The sequence below is a fragment of the Rhodoferax sp. genome (assembly GCF_037143375.1).
Lineage (GTDB): Bacteria > Pseudomonadota > Gammaproteobacteria > Burkholderiales > Burkholderiaceae_C > Rhodoferax.
Map to the genome: position 1 here is coordinate 1 of NZ_JBAWYV010000009.1, position 12,488 is coordinate 12,488.

At 57.7% G+C, this 12,488-nt stretch carries 8 protein-coding genes and 1 riboswitch; of the genes, 5 read left to right on the forward strand and 3 right to left on the reverse strand.

The window, feature by feature from the left end; genetic code table 11:
- Positions 1-318: 318 nt before the first annotated feature.
- The 4 genes from WCG50_RS02730 to gyrB all read left to right on the forward strand — a co-directional run bounded on the left by WCG50_RS02730 (position 319) and on the right by gyrB (position 6,577).
- Positions 319-1,167: a 3-hydroxybutyryl-CoA dehydrogenase gene (locus WCG50_RS02730; protein ID WP_336898031.1), complete on the forward strand. Its 849-nt coding sequence runs from the start codon at positions 319-321 to the stop codon at positions 1,165-1,167.
- A 142-nt stretch (positions 1,168-1,309) separates the two neighbouring features.
- Positions 1,310-2,722 carry a chromosomal replication initiator protein DnaA gene (gene dnaA / locus WCG50_RS02735; protein WP_336898032.1) on the forward strand — a complete coding sequence of 471 codons (1,413 nt, stop codon included), beginning with the start codon at positions 1,310-1,312 and terminating at the stop codon, positions 2,720-2,722.
- Between the two features lie 92 nt (positions 2,723-2,814).
- Positions 2,815-3,921: a DNA polymerase III subunit beta gene (gene dnaN / locus WCG50_RS02740; RefSeq protein WP_336898033.1), complete on the forward strand. Its 1,107-nt coding sequence runs from the start codon at positions 2,815-2,817 to the stop codon at positions 3,919-3,921.
- 52 nt (positions 3,922-3,973) lie between these two features.
- Positions 3,974-6,577: a DNA topoisomerase (ATP-hydrolyzing) subunit B gene (gene gyrB / locus WCG50_RS02745; protein WP_336898034.1), complete on the forward strand. Its 2,604-nt coding sequence runs from the start codon at positions 3,974-3,976 to the stop codon at positions 6,575-6,577.
- 213 nt (positions 6,578-6,790) lie between these two features.
- On the opposite strand, the gene WCG50_RS02750 is transcribed toward gyrB, so the two are convergent.
- Positions 6,791-9,433: a S53 family peptidase gene (locus WCG50_RS02750; protein WP_336898035.1), complete on the reverse strand. Its 2,643-nt coding sequence runs from the start codon at positions 9,431-9,433 to the stop codon at positions 6,791-6,793.
- 89 nt (positions 9,434-9,522) lie between these two features.
- Positions 9,523-9,609: riboswitch (cyclic di-GMP riboswitch) on the reverse strand.
- A 146-nt stretch (positions 9,610-9,755) separates the two neighbouring features.
- Here WCG50_RS02750 and WCG50_RS02755 point away from each other — a divergent pair.
- Complete coding sequence (locus WCG50_RS02755; protein WP_336898036.1) at positions 9,756-10,592, forward strand: alpha/beta hydrolase; 837 nt, start codon at positions 9,756-9,758, stop codon at positions 10,590-10,592.
- 80 nt (positions 10,593-10,672) lie between these two features.
- Here WCG50_RS02755 and WCG50_RS02760 read toward each other — a convergent pair whose 3' ends face one another.
- Together WCG50_RS02760 and WCG50_RS02765 are read right to left on the reverse strand one after the other, a co-directional pair.
- Positions 10,673-11,326, reverse strand: a complete 654-nt coding sequence (locus tag WCG50_RS02760; RefSeq protein WP_336898037.1) for a DapH/DapD/GlmU-related protein — start codon at positions 11,324-11,326, stop codon at positions 10,673-10,675.
- Between the two features lie 2 nt (positions 11,327-11,328).
- Positions 11,329-12,471: an alpha-D-ribose 1-methylphosphonate 5-triphosphate diphosphatase gene (locus tag WCG50_RS02765; protein WP_336898038.1), complete on the reverse strand. Its 1,143-nt coding sequence runs from the start codon at positions 12,469-12,471 to the stop codon at positions 11,329-11,331.
- Between the last annotated feature and the right edge of the window lie 17 nt (positions 12,472-12,488).

Sequence of the window (12,488 nt, forward strand, 5' to 3'; positions counted from 1 at the left end):
GTTGCTGCTCTGAGGGCTGGGCGGGGGATGTCGTTTTTTTCATGGCTTTGACCTTTAATCCTGTAGGTTGTTGAGTATGCACGGGTAAACCCTAAGCCGATCTATAGATGCTTTCCCGTCCAACTAAATTCTTGACCCAAGTCAATTTGACGCAATTCATGTTGTCAGTTCACAACGCATGAATTCGCTTTACTTTGCATATTCTGCTGTTTTTTTAAACAATTTTTACGCTTTTCAAAAGTCATTGTTGACTCCCTGATTTTTGTCCGCTGGTGACGGCCGTTAAGATTGCCCGTTTGTTCCACTGGAGTTTTTAGCATGAGTATTACGACCGTCGGCATTATTGGCGCAGGCACCATGGGCAACGGCATTGCGCAGGCATGCGCCGTTTCTGGCATCAACGTGGTCATGGTCGACATTTCGGACGCCGCCGTGGCGAAAGGCATTGCCGCCGTCTCCGGCAGTCTGGACCGCCTTGTCAAGAAAGAAAAGATCACTGCCGCCGACAAAGAATCCGCCATGGCCCGCGTCAAGGGCAGTACCAACTATGACGAACTGAAAGCCGCCCAACTGGTCATCGAAGCGGCAACTGAAAATTACGACTTAAAAGTCAAAATTCTCAAGCAAATCGATGCCTTGGTTGCGCCAGAAGTGATTGTGGCGTCAAACACCTCGTCAATTTCCATCACCAAGTTGGCGGCCGTCACCTCGCGCGCCGACCGTTTCATCGGCATGCACTTTTTCAATCCTGTGCCGATGATGGCACTGGTTGAAATCATTCGCGGCCTTCAAACCAGCGATGCAACGCACGATGCAGTGCATGCCATGGCCAAGGTGCTGGGCAAAACGCCCATCACGGTCAAAAATGCACCGGGTTTCGTTGTCAACCGCATTTTGATACCCATGATCAATGAAGCACTCTTCGTTTTGGCAGAAGGCTTGGCCACAGCAGAAGACATTGATGCCGGTATGAAATTAGGCTGCAATCAACCGATTGGCCCCTTGGCGCTGGCCGACATGATTGGTCTGGACGTGTGCTTGGCGGTGATGGATGTTTACTTAAGCGAATACGGCGACAGCAAATATCGCCCTTGCCCACTCCTGAAAGAAATGGTGGCGGCTGGCCGTTTGGGTCGTAAATCTGGACAGGGCGTTTACAAATACTAAGCCGGAGTCGAACTTGTAGCACTTGCACACAGGCCAAACCCTGTGTGCTGCTTGAGGCATTTCAAGATTGTGGATAAATTCTTGATAAATTACAATCCGGGTCGCAGTAATTTCAATTTATCCACAGAAACTAATACCAATAATGACAGAGGGACAACACGCCAGCCAGGCTGGATTTTCAGGCCAGGGCGCTGGGCAAAGCTTGTGGCAAACCTGTATCGATCAATTGGCTCAGGAACTACCTGAACAACAATTCAATACCTGGATCAAACCGCTCTCGGCTCAGGTCACTGATGACCTTTCCAAAGTCACTATTTTTGTTGCCAACCGGTTCAAACTGGACTGGATCAGGGCCCAATATAGCAATCGTATTTCCAGCCTTCTTGAAAAGTATTCTGGCCAGTCGGTGCAAATTGAGTTAGCACTTGCTCCTCGTGAAGCCCCCGCCAGAACTCATTCTCTTCAGCGAGCCGTTGAACCCATTGCGATGGAAGAGACGAGCGAACCAGGTGAAGACCGTGCACAAAACGACCATAAAAATCGCCTTAACTCTGCACTGACCTTTGACACCCTGATCGAAGGTACCGCCAACCGCATGGCACGCGCCGCCGCCATGCATGTGGCAGGTATGCCGGGGCACTTGTACAACCCACTTTTCATCTATGGCGGCGTCGGTCTGGGCAAGACCCATTTGATGCACGCGGTGGGCAACCGGCTGCTAGCAGACATGCCGTCGGCCAAAGTTCTCTACATCCATGCTGAGCAGTTTGTCTCGGATGTGGTTAAAGCTTACCAGCGCAAGACGTTTGATGAATTTAAAGAGCGCTATCACTCACTGGATCTGCTGCTGATCGATGACGTCCAGTTTTTCGCCAACAAAGAACGCACGCAAGAAGAGTTTTTCAATGCGTTCGAAGCCTTGCTGGCCAAAAAGTCTCACATCGTGATGACAAGCGACACCTATCCCAAAGGCCTCACGGACATCCATGAGCGCTTGGTTTCACGTTTTGACTCCGGACTGACGGTCGCCATTGAACCGCCTGAACTGGAGATGCGGGTCGCCATTCTGATCAACAAAGCCCGGGTGGAAGGCATTGATATGCCGGAAGAAGTTGCGTTTTTCGTGGCTAAAAACGTGCGCTCCAACGTGCGCGAACTCGAAGGCGCGTTGCGAAAAATTCTGGCTTACTCCCGCTTTAACCAGAAAGAAATTTCGATTTTATTGGCCCGGGAAGCCCTGCGTGACTTGCTGTCAATTCAAAACCGTCAAATCTCGGTGGAAAACATCCAGAAAACGGTGGCTGATTACTACAAGATAAAAATCGCTGACATGTATTCCAAGAAGCGCCCCGCCAGCATTGCCCGACCACGCCAGATCGCCATGTACCTGGCGAAAGAGTTGACGCAAAAAAGTCTTCCGGAAATCGGCGAACTATTTGGTGGGCGCGACCACACCACCGTCTTGCACGCCGTGCGGAAGATTGGCGGCGAGCGCCAGCAAATGACCGAACTGAACCAGCAACTCCATGTGCTGGAGCAAACGCTCAAAGGCTGACAGTAACAATAAAAGTGGAAAATGGCAGGATTTGCATATCGCTTTTTCTGCTCGATATTGGTTTGAATTTAAGACACTAAAAAGAGGTTGACATGATCGTCCTGAAGGCCACCCAAGACAAAGTTTTATCAGTACTGCAATCGGTCGCAGGTATTGTTGAACGCCGGCACACCCTGCCCATCCTGGCCAATGTGCTGATTCGAAAGACCGGCACTTCGCTCCAACTCACCACCAGTGACCTGGAAATACAGATTCGCACCACGGCCGTCATGGAAGGCGACGAAGGCGACTTCACCACGACTGTGGGCGCCCGCAAATTGATCGATATTCTGCGTACCATGCCCGCAGACCAGACCGTTTCGCTGGAATCAAGCGCCAGCAAACTCATCCTCAAGGGTGGCAAGAGCAAGTTCACTTTGCAAACGATGGTCGCAGAAGACTTTCCGTTGGTTCAGGAAGCTGCCAACTTTGGCCCGGTGTTCAGCGTGCCGCAAAAGACCCTGAAAGACTTGCTGAGCCAAGTGTCGTTTGCCATGGCGGTGCACGACATTCGCTACTACCTCAACGGCATTTTGTTTGTGGCAGAAGGCAATCAACTAAGCTTGGTTGCCACCGATGGCCACCGTCTGGCCTTTGCCTCGGCCACGCTGGACGTCGAAGTTCCCAAGCAAGAAGTTATTCTGCCGCGTAAAACTGTGATCGAGTTGCAACGACTTTTAAGCGACGCGGACGGCGCCATCGACATGCAGTTTGCCAATAACCAGGCCAAGTTCACTTTTGGCGGGATGGAATTCGTGACCAAACTGGTCGAGGGCAAGTTCCCTGACTACAACCGCGTGATTCCCAAAAATCACAAAAACAGCATCACGCTGGGTCGAGCCGCCTTGCTCGCCACCTTGCAACGCACTGCCATCCTGACCAGCGACAAGTTCAAGGGCGTGCGCCTGAACCTGGACCCCGGCACCCTGCGCGTGGCGTCCAACAACGCAGAGCAGGAAGAGGCCGTCGATGAGCTCGACATTGATTACGGTGGCGACAGCATCGAAATTGGCTTCAATGTCACCTATCTGATTGATGCGCTGACCAACATGAGCCAGGACATGGTCACGCTGGAACTGTCGGACGGCAACAGCTCGGCCTTGTTCACCATTCCCGACAACGCCACCTTCAAATATGTGGTGATGCCGATGCGTATTTGAGTCCGGTTCTTGTAGCCCTTGAGAATTTATTAAATCCACTGATTAGATCGCCATGACCGAAGAAAACAAGCCAGTTCAGACCCCAGAAAACGGCGAGGATGCCGTGAACACGGGCGAGGGAACCTCTGACAGCTCCAACTTCCAGCCCACCATCGACGCTCACCAAGAAGGCGCGTCAGAAGCCTATGGCGAAGGCTCGATCCAGATTCTGGAAGGCCTGGAGGCGGTTCGCAAACGGCCTGGCATGTACATCGGCGACACCTCAGACGGAACCGGCTTGCACCACCTTGTTTTTGAGGTGGTGGACAACTCGATCGACGAATCCCTGGCGGGCCATTGCGACGACATTCTGGTCACCATCCACTCCGACAACTCGGTGTCCGTGGTGGACAACGGGCGCGGCATCCCTACCGGAGTCAAGATGGATGACAAGCACGAGCCCAAGCGCTCGGCCGCTGAAATCGCCCTGACCGAACTGCACGCTGGTGGCAAATTCAACCAGAACAGCTACAAAGTCTCTGGCGGTTTGCACGGCGTGGGCGTGAGTTGCGTGAATGCACTCTCCAAAATGCTGCGCCTGACCATCCGCCGTGATGGCAAAGTGCACGTCATGGAGTTCAGCAAGGGCTTTGTGCAAAACCGCATCACCGAGATGGTGAACGGCGTTGAAGTGTCGCCCATGAAGGTGATTGGCACGACCGAAAAACGCGGCACCGAAGTGCACTTTTTGCCCGACCTGGAAATTTTCCAGACCAACACCGAATTTCATTACGAAATTCTGAGCAAGCGCCTGCGCGAACTCAGCTTTCTGAACAACGGCGTGCGCATTCGCCTGAAAGACGAGCGCAGCGGCAAAGAAGACGACTTCTCGGGCGCCGGTGGCGTCAAGGGCTTTGTCAACTTCATCAACAAAGGCAAGACGGTGTTGAACCCCAACATCTTCCACGCCATGGGCGACCGCCAGAGCGACCAAAACACCAACATCGGCGTTGAAGTGGCGATGCAGTGGAACAGCGGCTACAACGAGCAAGTGCTGTGCTTCACCAACAACATCCCCCAGCGCGACGGTGGCACTCACCTGACCGGCCTGCGCGCCGCCATGACACGCGTCATCAACAAATACATTGACGACAGCGAAATCGCCAAAAAAGCCAAGGTCGAAGTGACCGGCGACGACATGCGCGAAGGCCTGTGCTGCGTGCTGAGCGTGAAAGTGCCCGAACCCAAGTTCAGCAGCCAGACCAAAGACAAGCTGGTCAGCTCTGAAGTGCGGGGCCCGGTGGAAGACATCGTCAGCCGCCTGTTGCACGACTACCTGCAAGAACGCCCGGCCGACGCCAAGATCATCGTCGGCAAGATCATCGAAGCGGCGCGCGCCCGTGAAGCGGCCCGCAAAGCCCGCGACATGACACGCCGCAAAGGTGTGCTTGACGGCATGGGCCTGCCCGGCAAACTGGCTGACTGCCAGGAAAAAGACCCGGCGATGTGCGAAATCTACATCGTCGAGGGCGACTCCGCCGGCGGCTCTGCCAAGCAAGGCCGTGACCGTAAATTCCAGGCGATTCTGCCCTTGCGCGGCAAGATTTTGAATGTCGAAAAAGCCCGATACGAGAAGCTGCTGACCAGCAACGAAATTTTGACGCTCATCACGGCGCTAGGCACCGGCATCGGCAAGGCGGGCGGCACCACCGGCAACGACGACTTCAACGTCGCCAAACTGCGCTACCACCGCATCATCATCATGACCGATGCCGACGTTGACGGCGCCCACATCCGCACGCTGCTGCTCACCTTCTTCTACCGCCAGATGCCAGAGTTGGTCGAGCGCGGCCACATCTACATTGCCCAACCGCCCCTCTACAAAGTGAAGGCCGGCAAAGAAGAGCTCTACCTGAAAGACGCACCCGCACTCGACGGCTTTTTGCTGCGCATCGCGCTGGTCAATGCCTCTGTGCACACCGGTGGCGAAAACGGCACCTTGCTGAACGGCGACACCCTGGCTGAACTGGCGCGTAAGCACCAGACTGCTCAGGCCGTGATTGCCCGCTTGAAAAACTTCATGGATGCCGAAGCCCTGCGCTCCATCGCCGACGGCGTGGTGCTGAATCTCGACACCGTGGCCGATGCTGAAATCTCAGCCGCTGCGCTTCAAGCCAAATTGCCCGACGCCGAAGTGGCCGGTGAGTTTGACGTGCGCACTGACAAACCGATTTTGCGTATCAGCCGCCGCCACCATGGCAACGTGAAAAGCAGCGTACTGACGCAAGACTTTGCGCATGGCTCCGACTACGCCGCCCTAGCCGAAGCCGCCAAAACCTTCAAAGACCTGCTGGGCGAAGGCGCCAAGGTCATGCGTGGTGAAGGCGAACGCCAAAAAGAAGAAAAAGTTTCCGATTTCCGTCAAGCCATGGCTTGGCTAATCACCGAAGCCGAGCGCACCACCTCACGCCAGCGCTACAAAGGCTTGGGCGAGATGAACCCGATCCAGCTCTGGGAAACCACCATGGACCCCACCGTGCGCCGCCTGCTCCGGGTACAGATCGACGACGCCATCGAAGCCGACCGCGTGTTCACCATGCTCATGGGCGATGAAGTTGAGCCCCGCCGTGAATTTATTGAAACCAACGCCTTGCGTGCTGGAAATATCGACATTTGATGGGCAAAGATTTGCCGTTTTAGCGGCAAATCTTTGCAGATGCAGCTTGCCACTGCGGCAACAGACTTGTTAAAAAGGGTTCGATGGTGGCATCGAACCCTTTTCCATTTCATGAGACCGGTCGTGCTGCTACCTCGCTTTTGTTATAAGCAAAATAGCCTTCTAGCCCCCGTGTTACCTGCGCAAGTAGCTATTAATTTTGAAGCGTATTCATTACTTTGCCGTCACAGTCACCGGAATGGTCACCGTGGATGACAGCCCCAGCGAATCAACCGCCGAGACCTTCAGGCTGTAACTGCCCACCACTGGGCTTGGCCAAACGGCGGTCAGGGTCAAGCCACTCATCGAGAACGACATGCCCAGCGGAACACCGGAGATGGACACCGATATCCAGCTAATAGCACCCGAGTCGGTGATGCTGATCGTGCCCGTCAGCGGTTTTCCGAGTACGCCTTTCATAGCCAAGGCGGTGATCACAGGGCCAGCTGTGGCAATCTTTACGGTCATGACACCCTGACCGCTCAAAGCAGTCTTGGTGTCCTTGGCCACCACGGTCACAGCGAAGGTGCCCAGCACCGGGCTGGCCCAGCTGACCACACCCGCACTGCTGATGCTCATGCCAGCGGGGGCGCCCGTCAGCGTGTAGGTGACGGGGTTAGGGGCCACCACGGCTACGGTGAACGAGAGTGCCGCGCCGGGCTTGCCATTGATGGTGGCAACTGACACCACTGGGGGCAATGGCGCCGCAATGGCAATCGTGTAGACGCCCTGGCCGCTCAAGCCGGTTTTGGTGTCTTTGGCCATGGCGGTCACCGAGTAAGTTCCAGCCACAGGAACAGCCCAAGTGACCACACCTGTTGTGCTGACAGCCATCCCGACCGGCGCGCCACTCAAGGTGTACGTGACCGGATTGGAGGCGCTGACAGCCACGGTGAACGACAACGCCGTGCCGACCTTGCCGCTGATGGCGGCCGCAGTCACCACGGGGGCTGGTTGCTGGGCGATGGTGACGGTGTAGAGGCCTTGTCCGCTCAAAGCGGTTTGGGAGTCTTTGGCAATGACGGTGACTGGGAAGGTTCCCACCAAAGGTGTTGCCCACGTCACCACACCCGCAGCGCTAATGGCCATGCCGGCTGGCGCCCCGATCAAGCTATAGGTGACGGGATTCGGGGCGGTGACCGCCACAGTAAACGACAGCGCCGTACCCACCTTGCCGCTGATGCTGGCCGCCGTGACAACAGGGGCTGCTGCCACCGCAGTTGTACCCGACAAGACGCTCAGCAAACTGGTGACATTGGGGGTTCCCAAGCCCGACAGCGGGTCATAACCGACCTTGGCGGTACAGGTGGCACAGGTTCCATCGGTGCCTTTGGTGACATCGGCAAACACGCTGGCGTAGTTGCCGGGAACGGTTGCAATCTGGCCATACAGAACGGCATGCGGGGCGCCCAAAATGGGCTTGGCCACTTGGGCGCGGGTGGCGTTGGCGACGGCAATCAGGCCGGCCCATTGCGGGGTCGACAGGCTGGTGCCGCCCACGCTGAGCCAGCTCACGGTGGCGCTACCGGGCGAGAGTACTGCCACATATTGGCCTGAAGCGGGATCAGCATTGAAAGCTACGTCGGCCACGGTACGGCGTGCCAACGTGCCCATGCCCGGGACCGCATTGGTCTGGTAGCTGGGCGTTGGCGTGTAGAGGCTGGTGCCACCCCCAGTGCCCGACCAACTCACTTCTGAGCGGGCGCCGGTGCCGGTGTAAGTCAGGGTCGTGCCACCAACGGCCACCACGTTAGGAGAAACCGCAGGCCAGGAAACAGCCGCACCGGAGTCACCCGTGGCAGCCAGATAGGTCATGTTGGCGTTGCCAAAAGCGGCGTCCACCGAGGCGGTGTAGTTACCCTCGTTGGCACCAAAGCTCATTGACACGATGCCAGGGCCCATGACATTGGCCAGCTTGATGGCGCCCAATAGGCTGTTGAGCGAGGCATCGGCGGCTTCGATCAGGATGATGCGCGCCAGCGGTGCCGTGGCATGGGCCCACTGCACATCCAGCGTGATTTCAGTGGCCCAACCTGCGTCATAGGCGGGCGCTGCAGCGGTCATGGTGGCGCTGGCGGTGTTGTAGACGACAGAGAACTCGCAGGCGGTTTTGGAAGCCGTTGCCAACGGCAAACTGGCCGTTACGGCGATGGCCTTGGTGGTGCAAGCAGGCAACCCAAATTTTGTATTGAACGCCGCCAGCTCGGCCGCAATATTGGGGTCGTGCATCGCATCCACGATGTAGATCGTCTGCCCCGCGCCCATCTGCGCCGCTTGCGCCGTGGTCATTGTTGTGCCCGCAGCGGGGAGCAGGGGCAGGCCGTAAGCCGAACGAATCTGCGCCGGCGTGTAGGTTGAGATGACACCCGTGGCTGCCATCGGGGCAGCAGCGGCATCGGCCGACAAGACCACCGGCGCACGCTCGGCACGGTGGTGGCGGGCAGCCTTCATGGATTGGACCGTCAGGCGGCGGCTTGATAAATGTTCCACGTCAGCCGACAGGTGATGCTGATGGGGTCTGCGATGGGCTGAAGTGTCGTGGGTGACGGCATCGCCATCGTCGGGTGTCGACAGCAACGCGGGCGCCACGTGGAACAAAGGCTGCACCACCAAGGCCGCCGTCACGTCGGGCAAAGGTTCCACGGCCATGTGCAGGGTGGTGACACCGCTGGCCATCGGCGTGGCGACTTGCGGACTGTTCACTGAACTGTTTTCGCTATCGCCACCCCCACCGCATGCGCTCAGCAATGCGGCAGCGCAAACGGCCAATAAAGCACCGCGGTGGGCTGGCTTGAATTCAATAGATTTGTTTAGCATGACAACGTCGCTCCAGGTTGGGCGAGGGCCACGCTTGAACAACGTTTTTTGCTTGGCAGCAGCAACAAACCCGATGGGCTTGTCTTCACGTTGGCAACCCCGCTACCATGGCGCTTGCGCGCGTTAGGCCGGTGGCTTTGCGTCCCCAACTTTCGTCAGGTTTGCCCTCAATAATCCCAGCACATGCAGGAATTAATTTGGTAAGTGTATGTAATAGCGCTGCAAAAGTAAACTTTTTTTTTCATTTTTTTGAGTGAGCGCATTGACAAATCACCACAGTGAACCTGTAAAGCTGCACATCTGATGCGCGGACAATAGACGCATGAAACACGACACGATTCGCGCCGACGATGGCGAACTACTGCAAGTACACCTGATGGGCAGCGGCACCCCGATTCTTCTTTTGCACGGGTGGACGTCCAACCATGCCGCGTGGTCGCCCCTGCTGGAACCGCTGGGCGAAAACTACCGCCTGCTGCGCCCGGATGCGCGCGGTCACAGTGGTCAACCCCTTACCGTCAATCAGGCGCCGGATGTCAAACGCCTGGCGCGCGACGTCATCAACCTGCTTGATTTTTATGGCATCGAGCGGATTGCAGCGGTCGGTCACTCGATGGGCGCGTTGACGCTTTGGCAGTGCCTGCGCGATGTCGGCACCGACCGTTTTTCGCACCTCGCCTTCATCGACCAGTCGCCCAAACTACTGACCGACGCCACTTGGCAGAACGGCATTTACGGCAATTTCGACAGCGCCCACGCACAGCGCCTGCTGGACGACCTAGGCACTGATTTTCCGGAAGCGGTGCTGCGCTTGATCGCGCTGGGACTCAACTCCAAGGCGCGCGAAACCTACCTGCGCAACAGCTCAGGCTGGCGCGCCGCACGCGAGGCCTTGAACCGCATCGACCCGGCACCGGCCATCGCCATCTGGCAGTCGCTGGTGGCCGCCGACTACCGCGATGTGCTGCCCAAAATCGACGTGCCTACCTTGCTGGCCTACGGTACGGCGAGTAATTTCTACACCGCCGACACCGCCCACTTTGTGGCCAGTCAGATACCCGCTGCGCGCTTGAGCTTCTATGACGGCGCAGACCACTGCCCGCATCTGTTGCAACCTGATCGCTTTGCTGCAGAGCTGACCGAGCTGCTTAATCAATAAGCACCATTTAGGCTTCTAGCCCCCGTCCTACCTGCGCTAGCAGCTATTAGATATATAGCAAACCAACTGACATAACCGCGTCAGACCGGCGAGGCGTATTTGGCCAGAAAACCCCGAATATCCCGAAAATCGGGCAGGCGTTCTGTCAGGGTGTCGTGGTCCCAATCCCACCACGCGGTGGCGTCCAGCGCGTCGGCAATTGCCTTCGGAAAGCGCTGGCGAATCACCTTGGCCGCCACACCGCCAACGATGGCGTAAGGCGGCACGTCCTTGGTCACCACTGAATTGCTGCCGACCACGGCACCGTTGCCAATGCGCACGCCCGGCATGATGACCGCGCCGTGGCCGATCCAGGTGTCGTGCCCGATGACCACACGCTGACGGCGCCGCCACGCGAAAAAATCAGCCTCATCGGTATCGGCCATGCCGTACATCGTGGGGCGGTAGGTGAAGTGGTGCAGCGTCGGGTATTCCATCGGGTGAAAACCGGGGTTGATGCGCACCATGGAAGCGATGTTGGCGAATTTGCCGATGTCGGCCGACATCAGGTCGCCATAGGGCTGAACATAGGAATAGTCGTCAAGCAGGCAGTTTTCCATGCGTGTCTGCTCCCCCACTTGGGTGTAGCGGCCGAAGCGACAGTCTTTCACGATAGCGCTGGCAGCCAAGGTGGGGGCCCGCGACAAGCTGACGGCGCCGGGCAGGTTGTGGGCGGCAATAGTGGTGTGCGTCATGGTCAGTACGCCCGTTGGCCCGCGAGCCAGGTTTCCATCACGGTCGGCATGCCGGCGCGGTTCATGCGCACGCGCAGCAGGTCGGCGCGCACGCCGGGCGCGATTTCGCCACGGTCATTCAGGCCAATGGCGCGCGCCGGGTTGATCGTCACCGTGCGCGCTGCTTTGGGCAAGGTCCAGTTGTCCAACGCCCCCAGCATGAAGGTCGCCATCAACAGGCTGCTCGGCACATAGTCGGACGAGAAGATGTCCAGCAGGTCCAGTTGTGCCAACTCGGCGGCCGAGACGTTGTTGGAATGCGAGCCACCTTTGACCATATTGGGCCCGCCCATGATGATGGCCATGCCGACCTCGCGGGCCGCCTGCGCGGCGGCCACGGTGGTCGGGAATTCCGCCATGCTCACGCCTTCGAGAACGGCGAGTTGCACGTCGCTCAACAACGTGTCGTCATGGCTGGCCAGCGGAATATGGCGCTCACGGCTGGCTTTGACAATGACTTGGCGGTGCGGCAGCGCATAGGCTTGCTGGTCGGCTTTGCGCTGCGCGATCATGGCGTCGAACTCGGCTTCGTTGTAGCGCCCATTGCGCTCGGTGTAGCGGCGGTAGCTGGCCAGGTCGCGCCACTGGCGCTGGCCGGGCGTGTGGTCCATCACGCTCACCAGGCGCAGCAGCGAGTCATCCGCGTACTGGTGAAACACCTCCAGAATATCGGGCGCCGACACCTCGCAGCGCAAGTGCAGAAAATGATCCACGCGCATCAGGCCTTCGTCGCGGCACTGGTGCAGCGCGGCTATCGAGGTGTGCTGGGTCTGGCTGCGGGCGCCGCCTTCGTCCAGATCACCAATCACCACCGAATCCAGCACCGTGGTGATGCCGGCCGCCGCGCATTGCGCGTCATGCACCGTCATGGCGGAGTGAGCGTTCCACAGCACGCCGGGGCGCGGCGACAGGTGCTTTTCCAGGTTGTCGGTATGCAGCTCGACCATGCCGGGCATCAGCCAGTCGCCGGCCCAGTCTTCGGCACCGGCAACCGCCGTGTCACCGCGATCGACCGAGCGGATGAGCCCGTCTTCCATGTGCAGGCAGCCGATGAATTCTTCATTCAAGGCAATGATGCGGGCGTTTTTAATAAGGCGTGACTTCATGAAAATACTCCTGAAAA